Origin of the sequence: Hymenobacter lutimineralis, assembly GCF_008271285.1 — a bacterium.
GTDB classification, from domain to species: Bacteria; Bacteroidota; Bacteroidia; order Cytophagales; family Hymenobacteraceae; genus Hymenobacter; species Hymenobacter lutimineralis.
On the sequence record NZ_VTHL01000037.1, the window covers coordinates 1 to 22,022 of the forward strand.

At 60.3% G+C, this 22,022-nt stretch carries 19 protein-coding genes; 12 read left to right on the forward strand and 7 right to left on the reverse strand.

The features are described 5' to 3' along the window. Nucleotides 1-198: 198 nt before the first annotated feature. The gene (locus tag FY528_RS20675) at nt 199-807 is read right to left on the reverse strand and encodes a redoxin domain-containing protein (protein WP_149072908.1); all 609 of its coding nucleotides are present in this window, start codon (nt 805-807) and stop codon (nt 199-201) included. A 10-nt stretch (nt 808-817) separates the two neighbouring features. Next, nucleotides 818-1,486 carry a 4'-phosphopantetheinyl transferase superfamily protein gene (locus tag FY528_RS20680; protein ID WP_149072909.1) on the reverse strand — a complete coding sequence of 223 codons (669 nt, stop codon included), beginning with the start codon at nt 1,484-1,486 and terminating at the stop codon, nt 818-820. A 125-nt stretch (nt 1,487-1,611) separates the two neighbouring features. Here FY528_RS20680 and FY528_RS20685 point away from each other — a divergent pair, with 125 nt between their 5' ends. From FY528_RS20685 to FY528_RS20715, 7 genes are all read left to right on the forward strand, one after another. Then, nucleotides 1,612-2,553, forward strand: a complete 942-nt coding sequence (locus FY528_RS20685) for a WD40 repeat domain-containing protein (protein ID WP_149072910.1) — start codon at nt 1,612-1,614, stop codon at nt 2,551-2,553. A 107-nt stretch (nt 2,554-2,660) separates the two neighbouring features. After that, complete coding sequence (locus FY528_RS20690) at nt 2,661-3,677, forward strand: DivIVA domain-containing protein (protein WP_149072911.1); 1,017 nt, start codon at nt 2,661-2,663, stop codon at nt 3,675-3,677. A gap of 248 nt (nt 3,678-3,925) precedes the next feature. Next, on the forward strand, nt 3,926-4,294 hold the full coding sequence (gene folB / locus FY528_RS20695) for a dihydroneopterin aldolase (RefSeq protein WP_149072912.1): 369 nt from the start codon (nt 3,926-3,928) through the stop codon (nt 4,292-4,294). A 158-nt stretch (nt 4,295-4,452) separates the two neighbouring features. Further along, on the forward strand, nt 4,453-4,851 hold the full coding sequence (locus FY528_RS20700) for a BlaI/MecI/CopY family transcriptional regulator (RefSeq protein WP_149072913.1): 399 nt from the start codon (nt 4,453-4,455) through the stop codon (nt 4,849-4,851). Next, entirely contained in the window at nt 4,848-7,454 is a 2,607-nt protein-coding gene (locus FY528_RS20705) for a M56 family metallopeptidase (RefSeq protein WP_149072914.1), read from the forward strand. The genes FY528_RS20700 and FY528_RS20705 overlap by 4 nt, the downstream gene beginning before the upstream one ends. Nucleotides 7,455-7,675: 221 nt before the next feature. Then, nucleotides 7,676-10,168 (forward strand): DUF5916 domain-containing protein, encoded by a 2,493-nt coding sequence (locus tag FY528_RS20710; protein WP_222931851.1) that lies wholly within the window; start codon nt 7,676-7,678, stop codon nt 10,166-10,168. 78 nt (nt 10,169-10,246) lie between these two features. Then, the gene (locus FY528_RS20715) at nt 10,247-12,043 is read left to right on the forward strand and encodes a M61 family metallopeptidase (protein WP_149072916.1); all 1,797 of its coding nucleotides are present in this window, start codon (nt 10,247-10,249) and stop codon (nt 12,041-12,043) included. 56 nt (nt 12,044-12,099) lie between these two features. Here the strand turns inward: FY528_RS20715 and meaB are convergent, their stop codons facing one another. Next, nucleotides 12,100-13,074: a methylmalonyl Co-A mutase-associated GTPase MeaB gene (meaB, locus tag FY528_RS20720; protein WP_149072917.1), complete on the reverse strand. Its 975-nt coding sequence runs from the start codon at nt 13,072-13,074 to the stop codon at nt 12,100-12,102. A 107-nt stretch (nt 13,075-13,181) separates the two neighbouring features. Here meaB and FY528_RS20725 point away from each other — a divergent pair, with 107 nt between their 5' ends. Then, complete coding sequence (locus FY528_RS20725; protein WP_149072918.1) at nt 13,182-14,585, forward strand: DUF5723 family protein; 1,404 nt, start codon at nt 13,182-13,184, stop codon at nt 14,583-14,585. 21 nt (nt 14,586-14,606) lie between these two features. On the opposite strand, the gene FY528_RS20730 is transcribed toward FY528_RS20725, so the two are convergent. The 3 genes from FY528_RS20730 to FY528_RS20740 form a co-directional block, all read right to left on the reverse strand. Next, nucleotides 14,607-15,692 carry a WD40 repeat domain-containing protein gene (locus FY528_RS20730; protein WP_149072919.1) on the reverse strand — a complete coding sequence of 362 codons (1,086 nt, stop codon included), beginning with the start codon at nt 15,690-15,692 and terminating at the stop codon, nt 14,607-14,609. Nucleotides 15,693-15,780: 88 nt separating this feature from the next. After that, entirely contained in the window at nt 15,781-16,341 is a 561-nt protein-coding gene (locus FY528_RS20735) for an NUDIX hydrolase (RefSeq protein ID WP_149072920.1), read from the reverse strand. 55 nt (nt 16,342-16,396) lie between these two features. Next, nucleotides 16,397-17,131 carry a L,D-transpeptidase family protein gene (locus FY528_RS20740; RefSeq protein WP_222931852.1) on the reverse strand — a complete coding sequence of 245 codons (735 nt, stop codon included), beginning with the start codon at nt 17,129-17,131 and terminating at the stop codon, nt 16,397-16,399. A gap of 234 nt (nt 17,132-17,365) precedes the next feature. Here FY528_RS20740 and FY528_RS20745 point away from each other — a divergent pair, with 234 nt between their 5' ends. The 3 genes from FY528_RS20745 to FY528_RS20755 all read left to right on the forward strand — a co-directional run bounded on the left by FY528_RS20745 (nt 17,366) and on the right by FY528_RS20755 (nt 20,065). After that, nucleotides 17,366-18,520 carry a geranylgeranyl reductase family protein gene (locus FY528_RS20745; RefSeq protein WP_187632228.1) on the forward strand — a complete coding sequence of 385 codons (1,155 nt, stop codon included), beginning with the start codon at nt 17,366-17,368 and terminating at the stop codon, nt 18,518-18,520. A gap of 90 nt (nt 18,521-18,610) precedes the next feature. After that, complete coding sequence (locus FY528_RS20750) at nt 18,611-18,970, forward strand: hypothetical protein (RefSeq protein WP_149072922.1); 360 nt, start codon at nt 18,611-18,613, stop codon at nt 18,968-18,970. 180 nt (nt 18,971-19,150) lie between these two features. Next, nucleotides 19,151-20,065: a YitT family protein gene (locus FY528_RS20755; RefSeq protein WP_149072923.1), complete on the forward strand. Its 915-nt coding sequence runs from the start codon at nt 19,151-19,153 to the stop codon at nt 20,063-20,065. Nucleotides 20,066-20,149: 84 nt separating this feature from the next. Here the strand turns inward: FY528_RS20755 and FY528_RS20760 are convergent, their stop codons facing one another. Beyond that, a complete protein-coding gene (locus tag FY528_RS20760; protein ID WP_149072924.1) occupies nt 20,150-20,962 on the reverse strand; it encodes a M57 family metalloprotease in 813 nt (270 codons plus the stop codon). 408 nt (nt 20,963-21,370) lie between these two features. On the opposite strand from FY528_RS20760, the gene FY528_RS20765 reads away from it, so the two are divergent. Then, complete coding sequence (locus tag FY528_RS20765) at nt 21,371-21,859, forward strand: ankyrin repeat domain-containing protein (RefSeq protein ID WP_149072925.1); 489 nt, start codon at nt 21,371-21,373, stop codon at nt 21,857-21,859. The last annotated feature ends 163 nt before the right edge of the window (nt 21,860-22,022 follow it).

Sequence of the window (22,022 nt, forward strand, 5' to 3'; positions counted from 1 at the left end):
CCCCCACCCGTACCCGGACGACCCAAAGTGTGCGGTTCGACCAATTTCCATTCCCGTTCGCTTAATTCATGGCGGCGTAGCATGCCGCTAAGCTACGACCACTGTCCACACTCCCTAGTAGGCACCGAACATGCAAAGCCCCAGTCGTCGGTAGACGGTTGGGGCTTTGCAGTGGTGGCAGGCAGGTAAGCTAAATGGTTACTTCTTTTTGATCAGGCAGCCCGCGGCCCGCTGGGAAGCTACGCCAGCCGCCCGGCCCGCCAGCAGGTTGTCGAGCACCTGCTGCACGTAGCGCTGCTTCACGTAGGCCTCCACCTGGGGGTTGTCGTCGATGGCGCCGTGGTAGCGCACGGCAAAGCCATTGCCGGCGGGCTGTAGCACAATGGCTTCGGGCGTTTTGCTGGCCCCCAGCAGCGTGCTTACCTGGGCAGCGTCGTCGCGCAGATAGGTGAGGCTGTTTACCCCATCAGTCTTGATTTTGAGCTTGTCCGCCTCCGTAGCGGCGCTGGCTTCCAGGTTGATAGGCGTGTCAATAAACAGAAACTGGACGCCTTGGCTCCCGTAGGTGCTGGCCAAGGCACTCAGCCGGTCCTGGTACAAGCGGGAAAACGGGCAGTTCTGCGAAATAAATACCACCACTACGGCCTTGCTGCCGGCGTAGGAGCTCAACTTCACATCGGCGTTGGCCGCATTCTTTAGGGTGAAGTCCGTGACCGTGGCGGGCCCCTGAGCACGGGCTACGCCAACGGCCAGCGTACCCAGCAGTAAGGCGCTGGCAACCAGGATAGAAATTCGGCGAAGCTTCATGACAAGGAAATTAGGCGAGGGAAGAAGTAGGTGCATCGAGGCAGTAAGTGAGGACGTAGGACGCCGACAGGCAGCGGTAATGTACCTGGTGCTGGCTGCGGGAGTTTGGAAGGAGCAGGTGCCCCGTCATGGCACCGGCCTCCCGCAGCCGAAACGGGTCGAGCAGAATCTGCTCTTTAAACACCAGGGCCCGGTAACTGTGCAGCTTATACAAGGTTTCTTTCGCGCTCCAGTACAAGCTGTATTTCAGGGCTTCATCCCCGGCATCCAGCAACTCGTTAGCTGAAAGAAACCGGGGCGCCAGCATGCGGGCTTTGGGCCGTACTAGTTCAACATCTGTGCCAACCCGGCCCTGGCGGCTCACCACCGCCGCTACCCAGGCCCCGGAGTGCGACAACGACACCGCCAGTTCCGGGTTTTCCCGGAAAAAAGGCCGCCCGTTGGCGTCATTTTCCAGGGGGCCGGCGGCTTGCTCCGGTAGCTGGGCCAGCAGCACATGGGCCAGGGCCCGCCCCGCCAGCCATTGCTGCGTGCGGGCCTCATTGCGGCCGGGCGGGCAGTGGGCCGCGTACCAGTTGGCGTAGGGCAGGAGGGAAGCTAAGTCCGCAGCCGATTCCGTCAAATTCCACAAGCCCAGCAGGGCGTGGTCGGTGAGGGGCAGAACGGAGGAAAGCGGCATGCGGCGGGCAAGGTAGATCAGTAAGCGAAAGTCGGGTTTCCGGCGCACATTCTGTTGCCAGGCCTGGGTAAAGAATTTTGCCCCGCAAAATCCGCCGTACTTTGCAGCCGATTTTATAGTACGCTATGGCTTCTCTTGTTCGTCCGCAGGTGCAGAAACTGGCCACGCTCAGCGGCCACCGTGACTGCGTATACGCCCTGAGCGGGGCCGTTGGCGAAGCAGTGGTATACTCCGCCGGCACCGACGGCTTTGTGGTGAGCTGGAACGTGGATGACCCGACGCAGGACGGGGAGCTGGTGGCCCGGGTAGAGAATTCGGTGTACGCCCTGCGCCATGTGCCCGAGCGGCAGTGGCTGCTGATCGGCCACAACTTTCAGGGCCTGCAGGCTATTGACCTGTCGGCCCGCCAGCTGGTACACGCCACGGCCCTGCCCCCGGCTGCCATTTTCGATATTCTGTACTCTGCGTCCCGGGAGCGGGTGTACGTGGCGCTGGGCAACGGCACTCTGGCGGTGCTGCACGCCCACGACCTGCGCTTGCTGCACCTGGTACCCCTCACCGATAAAAGCCTGCGCTGCCTTGCCCTGCACGAAGAGCGGAACGAGCTGGCCATTGGCTCCTCCGATACGCAGGTGTACGTGCTCGACGCCGATACGCTCACCGTACGGCACACGCTGGCGGCGGCCACCAACTCGGTATTCACGGCGGCTTATTCCCCCGATGGGCGCTTTCTGCTCACGGCCGGCCGCGACGCGCACCTGCGCCGCTGGGACGTGGCAGCCGGTTACAAGGAAGAAAGCAGTATTGTGGCCCACCTGTTTGCCATCAACCACCTCGCCTTCAGCCCCGACAGGCAGCTGCTGGCTACGTGCAGTATGGATAAGTCCATCAAGCTGTGGGATGCCGACTCGTTGCGGCTGCTGCGGGTGGTAGACCGCGCCCGGCACGCCGGGCACGGCACTTCCGTAAACAAGTTGTTTTGGTCGGGCCGGCAAAATCGGCTAGTTTCGTGTAGCGACGACCGGAGTTTGGTTGTGTGGCAGGTGCAGTTAGGAGCCAGGAATTAGAAGCTAGGAGTTGAAGTAAACTTCTCATCTTTTACAGTTTACCCCTCCTGCCTTCTGACCCCAAACGTTCAACTCCTTACTCCTGGCTCCTAACTTCTAGCTCCTCCATGAAGATTTCCGCCCTCGATATCCGGCAAAAAACCTTTGAAAAGGCCTTCCGGGGTCTTGATAAGGACGAAGTGCAAGCCTTTCTCAATACCCTCTCCCAGCAGTGGGAGCGGATGGGCGACGAAAACCGGGAGCTGCGCCTGAAGCTGGAACATGCCACCCAGGAAGTACAGAAGATGCGCGAAGTGGAGTCCTCGCTCTACCGCACCCTGAAAACGGCGGAGGACACCGGCAACAGCATCACCGAGCAAGCCCAGCGCGACGCCGAGCTGCGCGTGCGCGAAGCCCAGCTCAAGGCCGAGCAGCTGCTGGCCGATGCCCGCCAGAAAGCCCGCTCGGTGGTAGACGACGCCTACAAGCAGGCCGAGAAAACCATTGCCGAGATGCAGACGGAAGTAAATCTGCTGGGGCAGGAGCACCAGCGGCTGGAAGGTGTGCTCGAAGGCCTCGTGCGCGACCTGCAGCACCTGGCTACCGATGCCCTGGACAAGGTGGAGAAAAGTCGCAACCGGCCGAAATCCTCCATGGCGGCTATCCTTTCCCGGGCGGCCAGCGTAAAGGTGAATAAACCTGAACCTTCACCTGAAGCCGACTCTGCCATGCTTGTACATACTTCTGCTACTTCGTCGGCCGCGGCCGTAAACGGTGCCCGACCCAGCGCACCGGCTGTTGGAGCCACCTCCGCTGCTGAGCGGGCGCCCATTGGTCCGCAGCCCGGAGCTTATAACCCCAAGCCCGGCCAGCAGCCCGACCCCGGCGCCCCGGCCCAAACGCCTGGTCCCGACATTCAGCCCAACCGCACGCCCGACGAAAACCCGGGCCGCGTAGATCCTTCGCGCATTCATGAGCCCGGTCCCGCTACCGTGCCCAACCCGGTGGAGCCCCGCGTAGAACCCATTGCCCCCGATATTCAGCCCGTAGGCCCCGGCCACCCGGAAATCACGCAGCCTTCGCCCGCTACGCACCCCGGCATGCAGAAAGCAGAGGCTGAGAAATCTTTCTTCGACGAAATATAGCGTGCCACTAATGCCAGGCCGAAGTCGAGCAGTGGGTAAATCGATGCCGCAAAATTAGCTCGACGCTAGCGCCACTGGACGATTTATATAAGCCTGAAAAGCTGCTCCCGTGGGGCAGCTTTTTTGTTGTACAGCGGGTGCAGTAGGAGGCGAATTCAACGCTTGGCCCAGCTATCCGGAATTTGTTTCGGAGCTTGCTGCCCGCTCACCATTGATTTCACTACTTCATTTAGTTACTCACTTACCGCATGGGGCAGATTGCACTGGAAGGCATGGAGTTTTTCGCATTCCACGGCTACTACGACGAGGAGCAGAAAATCGGGAATAAGTACGGGGTTGACCTCTACATCCGCACGGATTTACACGCGGCGGGGGCCTCCGACAACCTGCAGCAAACCGTCAACTACGAAGTGCTGTACCGGGTAGTGCGGGAGGAAATGCTGGCCCCGGCCCGCTTGCTGGAGCACCTGGGTTACCGCGTTATTGATCGGGTGATGGAGGAGTTTCCCCACATCCGCTCCGTGAAAGTGAAGGTGGCCAAGTTCAACCCACCCCTGGGCGGTATCTGTCACCGGGCCCAGATTACGCTGGTGCGGAAGCGGGGCGGGCAACGGTAGCGCAGGATTTCGGGTCATCAAACAAAGCTGTGATATACAGCTGATTTCAGACGGCTGAAATATTGTACGAAATAAATCGTAGAATAAATTTGCTTCTACGATATGCTTCGTATATGTTTGAAGTACGAACTGATTCGTATGACTAACCTTTCTGAGCTATGAGCAAATCCCCGCCCCCCAAGCCTACGGAGTCGGAACTGGAAATTCTGCAGGTACTGTGGCAGCACGGTCCCAGCACCGTTCGTTTTGTTAATGACTACCTCAGCGAAAAGCGGGAGATAGGCTACACCACCACCCTCAAGCTGCTCCAGCTGATGCTAGACAAAGGACTGGTACACCGCGACGACGAGAGCAAGACCCACGTGTACCGCCCGGCCGTGCGCCAGGAAGAAACGCAGGGCCTGCTGCTCGACCGGTTTGTGGATGCCACGTTTGGCGGCTCGGCCCTGAAGCTGGTGATGCAGGCCCTCGGCAACCGCAATACTTCCCGCGAAGAGCTGGACCAGATCCGCACGCTCCTGGACGAAATCGAAAACCAAAACGACCCTGCCCAATGAACTGGCTCGAACAAACGTTGTCGCCCGCGCTGGTTCGGGCATTGGGCTGGACGCTCGTCCACTCCTTGTGGCAGGGGGCAGTAGTAGCCTTGGCCTTAGGCGGACTGCTGCTGCTATTGCGCAAGCATAGTGCCGACGTACGTTACCGGGTAGCCGGTCTGGCCCTGGGTACCATGCTGCTGCTGGCTACCGTCACCTTCGCACGTTACTACTACGCTGCCCTCACGGAAGTACCTTCAACCATGCAACTGCCGGCAGATACTGCTGATATCCGGCTGGCTGCCTGGCAACCCACGCAGGAGGCCGCATCTACCGCTACATCTACGGCAGCTGTGGAGCCCGTTGGCAAGATTGCCACTTGGCAGCAGTATTTTGACCAGAACCTGCCCGTGCTCGTGACGGCCTGGCTGCTCGGGCTGCTGGCCATGACGCTCCGCTTGCTGGGGGGCCTGGCCTACGTGCAGCGCTTGCGTCACTACCGCGTGCAGCCCCTTGGCCTGGAATGGCAGCGCCGGCTTGGCACCTTAGCCGAGAAAGCCAATTTGCAACGGCCAGTGGCCTTGCTGGAATCGGCGCTGGTGCGGGTACCCATGGTGGTAGGCCACTTGCGGCCCGTGATTCTGCTGCCGCTCGGCACGGTTACGGGGCTTAGCCAAACCTATCTGGAGGCTATTCTGGCGCATGAGTTGGCCCACGTAGCCCGTCGCGACTACCTGATGAACCTCGTGCAGTCGGTGGCTGAAATCCTGTTCTTCTATCATCCCGCCGTGTGGTTTGTGACGGCTACCCTGCGCGTAGAGCGCGAAAACTGCTGCGACGATACGGCCACGGCCCTCGTGGGTGGCAACCCGCTGACGCTGGCCCGGGCCCTCACGGCCCTGGCCGAGCTCAACCTTGCGCCCCGCCTGACTCCGCAGCTGGCCATGGCCGCCGTAGGGAGCAGGGGCACGCTGCTGAGCCGGGTCCGTCGCCTGGTACAGGGCCGCACTGCGCCCACCTTTACCGAAGGCTTTATGGCAGCCTGCGTGGTGCTGGGAGGCTTTATGCTTCTGAGCACGGCCGTGGCCCTGGCCGACCCGCGTCCACTGGCTCATCCCCAAAACCCACTCGGTACGTTGTTGCCGGCCTCATTTATGGCCGATGATACGACCAAACAGCAGGTGGTATCTGAATTAGCGCCCCAGGTAGCGAAGGTGCCCGCCCAGGTTGAGGTAGATGAGCTACAGGAGGATGACCCAAAGTCTCGCCAAAAGACCAAGCGCGGCCGCGCCAATGAGCAGGTTGTCATCGTTGATGCCCCCGCTCCGGGGATGATGTCCGGTCGGGAGGCCAACACGGTGGTAATCGAAAAAGACAAGAAAGGCCGCGTAACCAACCTGATGGTGAATGGCCAGCCGGTAGAAACTGCCTCGAAAGCCGGCAGGAAAGGCAAGACCACCACGGAGGTTATCCGAGTGGCGCCCAATGGCTACGTATTCCGTAATCAGGGCAACCCGGACTTCAACTTCCAGTTTGATAACGGTACCCCGCAGCGTTTCCCGATGCCGGGGCCCAGCAAAAAGGATATGGTGAAGCTCCGCCAACTCTCTCGCCTCCAAAACGGCGCGGGACATACGTTCAGCTTTAACTGGGAAAACAGCAACGGCGCGGGTGCCGACTGGCAGGAGCAAACCCGCGAGGCCTTACGACTGGCAGAGCGCAAACTCGACCAAGCCTACCGGGAAGCCGAGACCCAGGAAGAGCGGGACCGGATTGAAGAAGCTCAGGAACGGCTGCAGGAGCGCCAGGAGCGGCTACGGGAACAGCAGGAAGAACTGGACGAAGCCCGGCACGAAGGCCTGAGCGACCAGGAGCAGCGCCAAATGGACGAAGCCATGCGCCTGCACGATGAGGCCATGCGGGAGCACGACCGGGAAATGCGGGACTTTGACCGGGAAATGCTGGAGCACGACCGCGACATGCAACGCCATGACGAGGAGCTGCGCCGGGTAGACGAAGCCCGCCGCCGGGAAGACAACAAGTTGGAAAGTGCCCTAGCCCGGCAGCTGCTGCGCGACGGCCTGATCAAGAATTTGAACACTTACCAGCTCAGCCTGAACACCCGCGAGATGATGGTGAATGGCAAAAAGCAGCCAGTGGCCGTGCGCGACAAGTACCTCCGCCTTTTCACGGAAACATCGGGCCGCACGCTCAAGACAGGTTCTTTCTCAATTACGCGTCAAACGAACAAGAATATCAACATCAACTACTCGGGAGGAGCGGCGCCCCGCCCACCACAGCCCCCGCGCCCGCCCCGCGCCCCGCGGGTAGCCGTAGCCCCGGCCCCGCCGGCTCCAGTGCCCTTCTCCGCCCCCGCGCCGCCCGCCCCGCCAGCTCCGCCGCACTTGGATTCCGACGAGATTCGGGCGGAGTTGCGCAAGGATGGCTTGCTCGGAGCCACGGAAAAGAGCTTCCAGTTTCAACTCAACGACGACGGTCTGACCGTGAACGGGAAAGCCCAATCGGCGGCCATGGCCCGCAAGTACCGCCGCCTGCTTGATGTGCCGGAACCCACGCCCGGGCAGAAGCGCAAACAAACCGTCCAGATTTCAGTGAGTGAGTAATGGATGTAAAAAGCCGGCGTCACAATCAGGCGCCGGTTTTTTTATGCCCATTGCCCGGCGGCAGGCAACGGTTGGCCCGCAGTCCCCATCTATGGCAGCACAGCTTTTCTGCCGGCGGTCCTTGGTCCTGGCTTTTCTTTCCGGCTTTCTATCGGTTTTCACTTCTATTTTTCTATTCAATGTTACGTGCAGGCCTTCTGTTGCTGGCTGGGCTGAGCTGTATGCTCAGCAGCGCCCTGGCCCAAACTGCTGCTTCGCCGGCTCCGGCGGCCGTACGGCAACTACAAGCCGTCCGCATTACCACGGCAGCGCCTAAGCTGGATGCCTTACTGGATGAGGCCGTCTGGCAGCAGGCACCCGTTGCCACCGACTTTATTCAGAATCGGCCTAACCCCGGCCCCCACGAGAAGCACCCCACAGAAGTACGCATCCTCTATGATGATGCGGCTCTCTACGTGGGAGCTATCATGCATGATGTCTCACTGGACTCAATACCCCGGGAGTTGGGCGCCCGCGACGATATCGGCAACACCGACTTCTTCGGCATTTTCCTGGATACCTACCACGACAAGCTTAATGGCTACGGCTTCTTTGTGACACCCTCCGGCGTGCAGATGGATGCCCGCTATTCTCCTGCAGGGGGAGAAGACTTTAACTGGAATGCCGTGTGGGAAAGCCGGACAGCCTTGCGCGGCACCGACTGGGTGGCCGAGCTGCGCATTCCTTATTCCGCCATTCGCTTCAGCACCCAGCAGGAGCAGGTGTGGGGGCTAAACTTCATGCGCAACCGCCAGATTCTGCGGCAAGGGTTTTTCTGGAGCGAGGTGAAGCCCGAGGTCAACGGCTTCCTGAACCAATGGGGCGAGTTGGTGGGCATCCGCGACATCAAGGCTCCGCTGCGGCTTTCGTTTACGCCCTACATTTCTACCTACGTCAACCACTATCCCTACAAACAGCAGGGCGTGCGCAACACCAGCACGAGCGTCAATGGAGGCGCGGATGTGAAGTGGGGCATCAACGAAAGCTTTACGCTGGATGCCACACTGGTGCCGGACTTTGGACAGACCGTGAGCGACAACCGGGTGCTGAACCTGACGCCGTTTGAAGTGCAGTACAACGAGAACCGCCAGTTCTTTACCGAAGGCACGGAGCTGTTCAACAAAGGCAACCTGTTTTACTCCCGCCGCGTGGGAGCTCAGCCTATGGGCTTTTACGACGCCGAAGGGCAATTGAAGCCGGGGGAACGGTTGGTGCAAAACCCCGGGGAAAGCCGGCTGCTGAATGCCACCAAGATATCGGGGCGCACCAGCAAGGGGCTGGGCGTGGGCCTCTTCAACGCCGTAGCGGCAAACATGTATGCCACGGCCGAAGATGAGCAGGGCGAGCAGCGCCGCATTCTGACACAGCCTCTGGCCAACTACAACATTTTCGTGCTGGACCAGAGTCTGAAAAACAACTCGTATGTGTCGCTGATCAACACCAACGTGACGCGCCAGGGTAGCACCTACGACGCCAACGTGACGGGCGGCCTGTTTCGCCTGGCCAACAAGAAAAACTCCTACGCCGTGGATGGGCAGGTGGTGTACTCGCGGCGGCGCGGGCAGTACTTCAACTCCGACACCGAGGTAGGCGACCAGGATGGGTATAAGTACCTGTTGGGAGTGGGCAAAATCAGCGGAGGCTTTACCTGGCGCCTGAGCCAGGGTATCGAATCCAACGGCTATAACCCCAACGACCTGGGCATCCTGTTCAGCAACAACTCCATTTCGCAGGTGGCGGAGCTCAATTTCAACCGCTTCAAGCCATTCTGGAAAGTAAATAACGCCTATAGCTACCTGGTGCTGGAGCACCGGCTGCTGTACCGGCCCACGGCCTACACCAGCGCCGGAGCCTACTTCGGGGGCAATACCACGTTTACCAAGAGCTTTATCACCGTGGGCTTCAATGGCGACTACACGGCGCAGGCCCACGACTACTTTGAGCCCCGCACCGAAATTGGCACGTACTACGTGCGGTTTCCGGCCAACGTCGGCGGCAACGGCTTTATCTCCACGGACTACCGCAAAAAGCTGGCGTTTGACTTATCAACTGCCGGGCGGTGGTTTCAGCGGGATGGCATCCGGCCGCGGCGCACGGGGTATGGCGTCAGCCTAAGCCCCCGGTACCGGGTAAGCAACCAGCTGTCCTTTCGCTACAACTTCGAGTGGAACACCCGTCCCAACCAGGTAGGCTACGTGAATGGCGGCCTCGACCCCGACGAGCTCCAGGATGGACCGTTGGCCGCGGCCGGCCAAATCCTGCTGGGGCGGCGACGTGTGATGACGTACGTGAACACGATAACGGGCACGTACACGTTTAACAACCGCATGTCGTTTAACATCCGCACGCGCCATTACACCAGCAGCGTGCACTACTACGACTTTACGGTGCTGCGCCCCCAGGGGCAGGAACTGAAGGTAGACTACCGCCGCAACCGTGATAATGCCTTTAATGCTTTCAACGTGGATGCCAACTTCTCCTGGTGGTTTGCGCCCGGCTCCCAGGTGAACGTGGTCTGGAAGAATGCCCTGTCCAATGAGCTGCTGGCCGAAGAATCGACGCCCCTTTATTTCGACAACCTGAGCCGCACAATCAACACGCCTCATAGCAACTCGCTGTCGGTGAAGGTTCTGTATTTTCTCGATTACCTGACGCTGCGCAAGCGCCGGGCCTGATTTCTTCCCCTGTACCTTCGCGCCCCGGCCACCTCGTGCCGGGGCGCTTTTTCGTTTCTTCCACCCCGTTCGTTTTTCATGAAAACCTTAGTATCCGGCGCCCTGCTGGCTTTACTGCCGCTTAGCTCCGCTCTGGCTTCCTCCGAGCTGACGTACACCGTCAGCATTGACCCGGCCCGCTCCACCGACGAGTTCCAAGTAACTCTGCAGCTGCCCAAGCTCAAGAAGGACCAGGGCATTTATCAGTTTGCCTCCACCGCGCCCGGCACCTACCAGGTAATGGACATGGGCCGCTTCGTGCGCAAGTTTGAGGCCTTCGACAAGGCGGGCAAGCCCGTAGAGGCCAAGCAGATTTCCACCAACCAATGGCAGCTGGCCGACCCCGGCAAAACCCGCGAAATCCGCTACACCATTGCCGAAACCTGGGATACGCCGGTAAAAGAGCACGTCATCTACCGCATGTGTGGCTCCTCCCTGGAGCAGGACCACGCCTTGCTTAATGGCCAAACTATTCTAGGCTACCCCCAGGGCCTGCAAAACGCGCCACTGCGCCTAAAAATCAACTACCCCAGCGGCTGGAAAGCCGGCTCGGCCCTCACGCCCGATGCCCAGGGCTACTACCACGCCAAGGACTACGACCAGGCCGTAGACTCACCCATTCTGCTGGGCCGGCTCACGGAAGCCACCACCAAGCTGGGCGATGCCGAGGTAGCGCTGTACTGCTACTCCAAAACCGACCAGATCAAGGCGGGCCCGCTGCTGGCCGACATGCAAAAGATGCTGGGCGCCGCCCAGAGCTTTCTGGTGCAGCTGCCCGTGAAGCGCTACGCCTTCCTGTACCACTTCGAAGACCAAAGCCAGGGCGCCTGGGAGCACTCCTACAGCTCGGAGTACACGCTGAAGGAGCAGACGCTCACCCCGGAGTATGCCCAGCAGATTACCGATATGGCCGCCCACGAGTTCTTTCACATCGTGACGCCGCTCAACATCCACTCCGAAATTATTGAGCACTTCAACTTCGTGCAGCCCACCGGCTCCCAGCACTTGTGGCTCTATGAGGGCACCACGGAATGGGCCGCGCACATGATGCAACTGCGCGGTGGCCTCACTACGCTCGACAATTACCTGAACACCCTGCACGATAAAGTGGCCTACGACCACCTGCGTGCCGACACCACCTATTCCCTGAAAAAGCTGGGCCTGAGCTCCTTTACCGATGAGGGGCAGCAGCAGTACGGCAACATCTACCAGCGCGGGGCTATGACGGCGGCTTTGCTGGACCTGCGGCTGCTGGAGCTGTCAGGGGGCAAGCGGGGGCTGCGCGACGTGCTGCTGGAGCTGGCCAAAAAGTACGGCCCCAGCAAGCCCGTAAGCGAGCAAGCCTTTTTCGACGACTTCACCAAGCTCACCTACCCCGAGATTCGGGACTTCTTCACGCGCTACGTAGAAAATGCTGAGCCCCTGCCGTTGCAGGCCTACTACCAGAAGGTGGGTATCCGCTACGATGCCAGCTTGCGCACGGGCCGAAAGCTCGCCTCCCTGGGCACCAACGGCTACGCCATGCAGCCGGCCGGTCTGGTGTTTTCGGAGGTGAGTTCCACCCTGCAGGCCTGCGGCGTGAGCAAGGGCGACCAGTTCGTGGCCTTCAACGGCGCCGTTATTGCCCCGGAAACCATTCGTCAAACCCTGACGGCCATGCAGAGTGGCAAGCCCGGTGAGGAGGTAGAGCTGACCATCCGGCACGAGGGCGCGGAGAAGAAGATCCGCTGCCGCACCATTGAGCGCGACGAAATCAAGCGCTACAACTTCAGCCTCGACCCCCAGGCTACGCCCGAGCAGCTGGCCTTGCGCCAGGTCTGGCAGAAGAACTTATAAGTAAAAAAGGCGCCCCAAGCAGGCGCCTTTTTTATTTGTGCCCATAGAGAAATGACTTAGAGCTCCAGCAAATCGGCGGCGGCGGCAAAGGCGGAGCGCTGGCCACTAAGCACGAGCTGCCGCACGGCAGCTAGTTGGGCCTGCACGGCCGGTCGGGCATAGAACTGCTCTTCCAGGCCCTGGCGGATGGTTTCCTGAAGCCAATGCAGGTTTTGCTCCTGGCGCCGCTGCTGGAAATAGCCGTTCTGCTGGGTGTGGCGCACATAGTCTTCCACCACGCTCCATACCTCGGGAATGCCTTGGCCGGTGAGGGCCGAGCACGTGGTTACGTCCGGGCTCCAGCCCGAAGCGCCCAGCGGAAACAGGTGGAGGGCATTCTGGTACTCCCGGCGCGCGCGGCGGGCCGCGACTTCGTTGGAACCATCGGCTTTGGTGATGGTGACGGCGTCGGCCATTTCCATGATGCCGCGCTTCACGCCCTGCAGCTCGTCGCCGGCCCCAGCCAGCATCAGCAGCAGAAAAAAATCGACCATGCCGTGAACGGCGGTTTCACTCTGGCCGACACCCACCGTTTCCACGAAAATGACGTCGTGCCCGGCTGCTTCGCAGAGCAGCATGGCCTCGCGGGTGCTCCGCGTGACGCCGCCCAGGGAACGGCCTGCCGGTGAAGGACGAATGTAGGCTTGGGCGTGCATGGAAAGCTGCTGCATCCGCGTCTTGTCGCCCAGAATGCTGCCCCCGCTGCGGGGCGAGCTGGGGTCCACGGCCAGTACCGCGAGGCGGTGGCCCTTTGCTACCAGGTGCAGCCCCAGAGCTTCAATAAACGTGCTTTTTCCTACGCCGGGTACGCCCGTAATGCCCAGCCGCACGGCTCGGCCCGCGTGGGGTAGTACCTGGTCGAGTACCTGTTGGGCAAGCTGCTGGTCGGAGGCGAGGGTACTTTCCACCAGCGTAATAGCCCGGCTCAGAATGAGGCGGTTGCCGGCCAGAATGCCGTCGGCGTATTCGGAAGCGGAAAAGCGTTTAGCCAAGACAAAGCAACTATGAGGCGGAAACGGTAGCTTGCGCCAGCGGCAGGTTCTAACCCGCCACCAAGCTGGGGCCGCGCAAGCTACTGCCTACGTTACGTATTCCCTATATGGTTCGGTCCTCTACTCGTCTCTGGAGCGCCGTGGCGCTCAGTCTGGCATTGCCCTCAGCAGCCTTGGCGCAGGCCGATTTCAGCAATTTTGGCCAGGTAGGGCGCGGCGGTCTGGGCGTCACTTTCGCCACCGATTATCAGGCCATTGGTGTAAACCCAGCCAACCTTTCCCGGGTGGGAAGCCCCAAAATTGCTTTTACGGTTGGGGAATTTGGGTTTGGCGTGGGCTCCCAGTCCCTCACCAAAGCTACCATTCGGCGTTTCTTGGATGCCTCGGGCCGGGAACTTACGCAGGCCGAAAAGCAGAGCCTGTCCCGGGATTTTACCTCCGATAATGCCCTGAACCTGAACGCCGACGCTACCACGGTAGCGGTGTCGCTGAACCTGCCGTTGTTTGGCACGCTGGCCCTAAGTAACCGCCAGCGGGTGAGCTCCCACGTCGGGCTGAATAAGAACGCCGCCGAGATTATGTTCCTGGGTCGCGAAGCCCCGGTTTTTCAAAACTTCGATCCGGCCACGGCTCCGTTGGTCTCGGAAGTGCTGGATGGCACGAAGATTCAGCTGGCCTGGTACAACGAGTACAACGTGGCCTTTGGGCGGCAGCTGGTGGATTTGCCCAAGTTTCGGATTTCCGGCGGGGTGGGCTACCGCTACATTCAGGGCGTGGGCGTGCTCGACGTGCAGGTTACCGATGGTAAAGCTTCGTCGTATTCGGCGCTTTCGCCCTTGTTCGATGTTGATTACGGAAAAGTAGCAACCCAACCAGGCTTTAACCTCCGCGAGCGAGCTAATGGGCTGCAGCCGGTGGGCAAGGGCTACGGCTTCGATTTCGGGGTGGCCATTGAAGCCGGCAAGCTGCTGCGCGTGGGAATAGCCGTAACGGATATTGGCCGGATGAAGTGGGAAGGCAACCTGCTTACGGCCCAGGACCAAAAAATCAAGCAACTAAGCTCCGACGGCGTCAACAGCTACGACTTTTTCACGGAAGCCGCCCGCATCTTTGCGGCCGGCACCGACAGCCTGTTTGTGTACGAGGCGGATCAGCAGCTGCAAACCAGCTTGCCCAGCAAGCTGCGCGTAGGCGCCGGACTGCGGATGAGTGAAAACCTTGAAGCAGGGGTGGAAGTGTCTACGCCGCTAAACCAGATAGCGGGTAGCTTGCCCAACACGTTCGTCGGAGCGGCCCTCGACTACAAGCCCTGGCACTGGCTGCGCCTGAGCAGCGGGGTAAATGGTGGAGCCGGCTACGGTTTCGGCATCCCGCTGGGCATTACGCTTACCACGCCCATCTACGAGGCCGGCATCAGCACCCGCGACGTGACGGGGTTTGTCTCAAAAGATAACCCTTACGTGTCGGGGGCGGCGGGCTTCCTGCGGTTTCGCTTGGGGAAAGTGCAGTAAGCCTGCTGCCGGAGCAGGGTGCTAGCGGATAAAGTTGGGCAGCCCGAGCCGGCTCCGGCGCCCGGCCAGGTTAACGCCATCATCCACGTACTGGCAGGCCTCCCCGCTGGCATTGGGGTTCTGGATAACGCCCAGGAAAGGGTTGTCTTCGCGCGCTACATAGATGCGGCCATCGGGGCCCAGCAGCATGGAGCCTACTTTACGGTTGGCCGATTTACCAATGGCCTTGGCATCCCCCGTGCGCAGATCAAACTGCCAGATTTGCGCGTTGCCGCCGCCGGCTCCGTTGCTGGTGCCATACAGCTTGCTGCCATCGGGGGAAAACTCTACCCCGTAGGCTTCCTCATAGGGGCCAAACTGGCGCGGGTTGCTCACCAGGCCCGTCGTGCGGTCGAAGCTGAATACCTCAAACTTGTTGGTCTCCCGCCAGATAGCCGTAGCCAGCTGGGTGCCGTCGGGGGAGAATTTCAGGCAGCCAATGGCGTTGCGGCCCGGCCCAGCATACATGCTGCCCACGTTGCTCAGGTGGGGCGTGGCATCTACGCCCTCGGCCGTAACAAGGTAGGACACGAAAGCATTGGAGTTCCAGCGGTGCGCCACCACCCATACGTCGCGGCCGTTGCGGTGCGGTACGGCGGCCAGCTTTTCGGCCACGGGCGTAATCAGCAGCAGGTTGGCGCGGGGTACGTCGCCCAGGCCATTGTCGCGGGTAAGGTCAACTACCGAGTACCGCAGCCCGTTGCCGTGCCCTTGCAAGTCCGTGGTGAAAATGTAGAACACATTGGCGCTGCCGGGGTCGGGCACAATCAGGGCGCTTTGGGCGCTGCTGGCGTCGCCCATCAGCCGGCGGCCGTTGGGCATGAGGCGGTGCTCCCGGTTCCAGACGTTTACGCCGTTGGTATAAAACAGCAGCTGCCCTTGCGCATTGGTGGCTACGGCGCAGCCTTCGTAGGTGTTCATCTTGCCGTCGGTGAGCGGCACTGGCTGGCCCGAAGCAAAGCTAAGGCCGGCCTGATTGCCAAAGTACCAAAGGCTTTGGTTGACCTGGGCCAATATTTCCACCAGGGGCAGGCAGAGGATGGCAAACAGAAAAAACAGTCGTTTCATAGGTAAAAGGCCGAGTGGAATAGAACTCCTGTAGCGGCTGTTTTCTTCAAAACGCAATTTCGTGCCAAACTATTGGCCGCTGCGGCCACTACACGCCCCACTCTCCAGCCAGCAGGCGCGGCACCAGTGGCTGCAGGATGCGGTAGCTGGCGCCCCAGAGCGGGTAGTTGTTGCCCACCCGGTAAAAAGGAACCCGGCGGGCATCGGGCCAGCCCGCCAGCTGCCAGGTTTCCTCCGTGTGGTTAGCTGCATCAGCCAAATGGCGCAGCGGAATTTCCAGCACTTCGTCAATTTCCGCGGCCTGCCACTGCCACACGTCGGGCCGACGGATACGACCCAGGAAAGGAGTTATCCGGAAGCCGGAAGGAACAACCACCGTAGGCAGCAAGGCAAGAATATCGACGTTGGCAGGGGCCAGGCTTACTTCTTCTTGCGCCTCACGGAGGGCGGTGGCTTGCAGGTCGGCATCTGCGGGCTCGGGCTTGCCGCCGGGGAAAGCCAGCTGGCCGCCATGCACGCCAAAATCGGCCCGCCGCACCATCACTACTTGCAGCTCGCCGGCGTCGTCGCGAAACACAGGGACCAGCACGGCCGATTCGCGCAGGTTAGCCGGAATCGGAAAATCATCAAGGGAACGAGGGGCAGCCATAGCCGCAAACTACGGCAATTCCGGGGCTTACTGCCAAGCCTTGCTGCGCTCCAGGCTACTGCACCACGGCGTAGGCCCCCTGCGCCGTCACGCTAACTGCGGGCAGGACGCGGTGCTGCTCGAAAAAGCGGTAACCCGGGCTGAGTTCCTGCCAGAAGGAGTAGTGGGGGCTTTTCATTCGCGCCGTCAGGTTGGCCGTGGTTAGGTCGAAGGGGAATATGTGCACCGGAATCTGCTCCTGGCCGCCACTCCGCGCCTCCACCAGCAGCACGTAGAGTTCTTCTATCCACGTGTCGGTGATGGGCACGCAGCCGATGGTCACATTGGAGCCATGAATAAAAATGTCCCCACCCGGGTGCAGGGCGTCGCTGCGCTGGCGGTCGGCGGCATTGGGGTAGTTCAAACCCAGCGACAGGTGAAAATTGCTGTTGGGGTTAAACCGGTCGATATAATAAAAGCCTTCGGGAACCTGCAGGTCGCCTTCCCGCCGCTTGGGGCCCAGCGTGCCCGAGGCTGCGGCAATAGGGTAGGAGCGCAGCAGGTGGTAGGTGCCCTGGCCCTGGGTGCGCCCCCAGACTTCCAGCTGCCGCCGGGTTTTGATGGCCCGCAGAAATAGCTCGGGCTGCTCCGGATTGATGCCCGCTCGGGTAAATAAAGCCTGCACCGCCGGGAGGTGGTTGGCATAGGCTGTGCGCACGCGCGGAAAGCGCAGCTGGTCTTCCCGAAACGACCATTGCGGCCGCCCGCACATAGCCAGCAGCACGCCGGCCAACACAATCAATAAACGCATAGTAGTAATTGAGCCACTGAATCCCGCCCCGGGCCGTTCACGCAAGCTCCTGCAGTTGCCAACGCCCGTCAGACGGCTAATCGTATGAGGCCTATATAGAAAAATCTGTGCATTTAGCTTCTACTGAGTTGACGGTTGAATAGACCATGTGCCATTGCGCTGGCGGAGCCGTATGCTGCTGCAAAAGCAGCGGCAACGCCTACCTTTGGGCGCTGTGCTTTCTACCGCGTGTCCTTGCCCAACTATACTTACGACATCCTGATTCTGGGCGCTGGGCCCGCGGGCACGGCAGCGGCTCTGGCTCTGCACGGGCACGGCTTGCGTGTGGCCCTGGTAGACAAAGCCTGCTTCCCCCGCGACAAAGTATGCGGCGACGCCATTCCGGGGCCTACGCTCACGGCCATTCGCCGGCTTTCCGAAGCCTGGTACCAGGAACTGCGGACCGTGCAGCCTCAGGCGTCGGCTGCCGCCAGCCGGTTGTTTGGGCCCGCAGGCCAGGAGCTGCTGATTCAATGGAAGAAACCCACCTTCAACAGCCCCCGGCAGCAGTTTGACGACCAGTTGCTGCAGCTGGTGCGGCGCCACACCGCTACCACCATTCTGGAAGGCTACGCGGTGCGGGATGTGCACACCAGTGAGCAAGGTGTGCAGCTGCTCAGTGCTGATGCCAGCCAGCCCCCGCTCACTGCTCAACTGCTGCTGGCCTGCGACGGGGCCAACTCGGTAGCTGTGCGCAAAGTGCTGCCCCGCCCGCTCGACCGCAACTACCACTGTGCGGCCGTGCGGGCCTACTATACCGGTTTGATCGGCACCGATGCGCATACCAGTGAGTTTTATTTCCTGCGCGACTACCCGGCCGGCTACTGCTGGGTATTTCCGGTAGGAGAAGGGGTATACAACGTGGGCTTTGGGCTGCTCTCGGCGGAAGTGGCTGCTCGCCGCGTGGACATGAAGCAGGCGCTCCGGCAGCTGCTGCGGGAGCACCCTCAATTGGCACCTCGGTTTGCGGCGGCGCAGCCGCTCACGGAAATCACGGGGTTTGGCTTGCCGCTGGCGGGCCGCAAGCTGCCCCTGGCCGGTTCCCGCTGCCTGCTGGCCGGCGACGCCGCCTCCCTTATTGACCCGCTGCAGGGACACGGCATCGATAAAGCCGTCATCAGCGGAATTCTGGCTGCCGAGCAGGCCATCCGGTGCTTTCAGCAGCAGAATTTCAGCCTAGCTTACCTGCAGAACTACGAGCGGGCCGTGCACCAGCGGCTGGGGCGGCGCCTGCAGCGCAGCTACCGTCTGATGCAGTTGCTGGCTGCCTGGCCCGCTCTGCTGCGGTTGGGTTTCTGGGTGGCCCAGCGGCGGCCATTTCAGCACTGGCTGATTCGGCTGATTGGCTAACCGGAGAAAAGTCGCCGGCCCAACTTTCTGATAGGCTCCGCGTTTCCCATAGACAAGCAGCATCTTTGCCTGCCGCTCCTGCCTTCCTGTATGCTTGCCTTTTCCGTTGTTCTGTTACGCCTGCTGCTGGGCCTGCTGCTAAGTAGCGGGCCTCAGACAGCGTGCAGCGCGGCGTCGGCGCCGGAAAGTCAGTACTGGCTGAAGACGCCGGGCTCCGCGCCCAAGCAGTGGCAGCTGGTCGTCGTGGCGCATCACACCTTCCTGGCCTCGGCCGATGACCACACCTCCGGCTTCAGCAGCCCGTGGTGGGTGCACAGTGGGGAAGGGCCACGGGCCGGCGCAAAGGGCTGGCAGCTGCGTATCGGTACGGCTCGTGCCCGAGGTCTGGCGGCTGACCTGAATGGGCAACGGCAACGGCTGCGGACCAGCATTTTTCCCAACGCTCCATAGCAGCAGGTTTTCGGATGATTTTGTGTGTTTCGCCGCCAATCGGCCGCGAGGCGGCCGTACGCTGCAATCAGCAGGCGGCTTTTATTTAATCGAAAATCAACGCCCATGCTGCTCCAGCAACTTCTTATTAAACACCTGCGGGAAAAAAAGGCCCGCCGACTTCACGTTGACTCACCCATTATGGCCACTTTCGACCAGGAAACCCAGGACGCCTTCGATGCCATCCACGAAGGCCGCCGCTGGGTGCGCCGCCAGAGCGTGCAGGTTGCCCTGGTAGTGGCGGGCATATTTTCCGCCGCCATTGGCCTCAAGGGGTTTTTGCTACCCAATGAGTTTATCGATGGCGGGGTTACGGGTATTTCGCTGCTGACCAATCAACTGACCGGCATTTCATTGTCATTGCTGATTGTCATCATCAACATTCCGTTCATCATCCTGGGCTATTTCCAGCTGGGCAGGGCGTTTGCGCTGCGCACCTTCCTGGCTATTGTGGGGCTGGCCCTGGTGCTGCTGGTTATTTCCTTTCCCGTCATTGCCAAGGATAAGCTGCTCATTGCCGTGTTTGGGGGCTTTTTTCTGGGGGCCGGTATTGGGCTGGCCATGCGGGGTGGGGCCGTGCTGGATGGCACCGAAATCCTGGCCGTGTACATCAGCCGCAAAACGCCCCTGTCCGTTGGCGACATTATTCTGGTCATCAACATCCTCATCTTTGGCGTGGCGGCCCTGCTGCTGTCCATCGATACGGCACTGTATTCGATTCTGGCTTACTTATCGGCCGCCAAAACCATCGACTTCATCATTGAAGGCATTGAGGAATACACCGGCGTAACCATCATTTCCCAGCGCAGCGAGGACATCCGCCGCATGGTGACGGAAACCCTGGGCCGGGGCGCTACCCTCTACGTGGGCAAGCGCGGCTACGGCACCCGCGGCGACCAGCTCCAAAGCATGGACATCATCTTCACGGTTGTTACCCGCCTGGAAGTAGCCCGTCTTACGGAAGAAATCGACAAGCTGGACCCGCAGGCCTTTGTGGTGATGAGCAGCGTACGGGAAACCAAGGGCGGTCTGGTAAAAAAACGCCCGCTGCACTAGCCCCAAGCACTAGTGCCGCATAAGAAAAGCCCCGCCAGGAGGATGGCGGGGCTTTTTGTGGGGTGATGACGGATGACGCAGCTACTAGTAGAGGTAGTTGAGTGCGGTGCGGTCGTTGGTGTTGAAGGGGCGGTTCACACCCGTGCCCACGCAAGCCAGCATCCAGGAGTTGGGGTCGGCCGAGGAAGGCGTGCCAGGAATCAGAATAGCGCCCACGGTGCTGGCCCCTTCGTTGGTGTAAGCACCGCCGCAGCTATAAGCGCGGTTCATGTAGTCGGTGTGGCGGAAGCCAATGCAGTGGCCAATTTCATGGGCCAGAATGGTAGCCAGGTAGTTGGTGCCGGGGTTAGAACCCAGGTAGGTGGAGTTCACCAACACTTGGTTGTGAGGATTGCCAGTTGAAGTGGGGAAGCCGGCCGAAGCCAGGTAAGAGGAACCGCTGGGGGCTTTGGTGAGCAGGATGTTGTAGCCTGAAGAAACGCGCTGGAAGCGTAGGCGCAGGCCTTCAGCGTTATAGCGGCGAATGGCTTCGTCGGTAGCCGTAACGTAGGCCGAAGGTAGCGTAGAGCTAACAGCCACGTAAATGGTGCGGGTAGTAGAACCCACACTTACCAGGTTAGTGGTGCGGTACTGCTCCTCGCTACCTACCCGCAGCAATTTGCCATTCGCATAAGAATTCTTGAGGTCAGCGGAAGTAAGGCGAATGTCGCCTTCTACCACGTAAGCGTCACCATCGCGCTTCACGTCGTGGGTGCTGAAGCCCAGAGCCCGGATCTGCGACAGGGTTTCTTCGCTGGGCGCATCGTTCTTGGTCACTTCTTCCTGCTTGCTGCAGCTCGAGAACAGCGCGGTGCCGGCAATCAACAGAGCGGCTACTAAGAGTTTTGCGTTTTTCATGAAAAAAAGAAAGTTTTTTGGGGTGATGTTTGTGAAGAGTGCCCAAATCTAGCTTCGTTTTTAAAGAAATTGCAAAACGCCCAAATCTTGTACGAGGTAATTATGAAGCTCAGATGAACATTTAGCTCTTAAAATTGTTCAGGTCAATATTTTTATCGTTCTATAAAAGGAGGACCGGAGTTATCCGATTTTCTGCCTAACAACCGTTCGCAATTCCCTCATAACTAACGGCTTTTGCTGCAGCGTGCTCCACGTCAATTCCGGTCGCTCCGCGGACTACGCCTAAGATCAGTACTACTGGTGGCCTCGAAACGGGCAACAGCAAAAACGCCCTAATTATGCTACTATCTTTCCCTGGACGTTTATGGGTTTAGTAGCAGCTTTGCGCTTCTTATTTCAAGTTCAGCCATGTCTTTTACTTCTGACCGCCCCGAAGATTTACTATTCGATGCTGCCCGCCGGGGTAGCGTTGCCGACCTGCAGGACCTGCTGACAGCGTCGCAGCTGGATGTCAACCTGCAGAATGGCAAAGGCTTCACGCCGCTTATCGTAGCAGCCTACGACGGCCATGTGGCGGCCACCCGGGCCCTGCTGGCCGCCGGGGCCGACCCCAACGTGCAGGATATGGCCGGGAATACGGCGCTTATGGGGGTGTCTTTCAAAGGCTACCCCGAAGTAGCGCAGCTGCTTATTGAGTACGGCGCCGATGTCAACCTGCAGAATGGCAACGGCGGTACCGCCCTGATGTTCGCCACCTTGTTTGGCCGCCACAACATGCTGCCCCTGCTGCTGCAAGCCGGCGCCGATACGGCCGTGCGCGACGTACGTGGCCTTTCCGCCCGTGACCTGGCTTTACAGCAAGGCAACGAAGAAGCCCTGAAGGTGCTGCCGGAGTAAAAACCTGTCTGGGTGGGCCCCGCTCTTGAAGCCCACTCAACTAGAGAGTGTGGACAGTCAGCGCATCCAATCGAGGGCAGCCAGCAGATGCGCCAGGGCCAAAAAGGAGGAAGCGGTTTTCTCGTAGCGGGTAGCGAAACCGCGCGCTTCTTTGAGGCGGCCG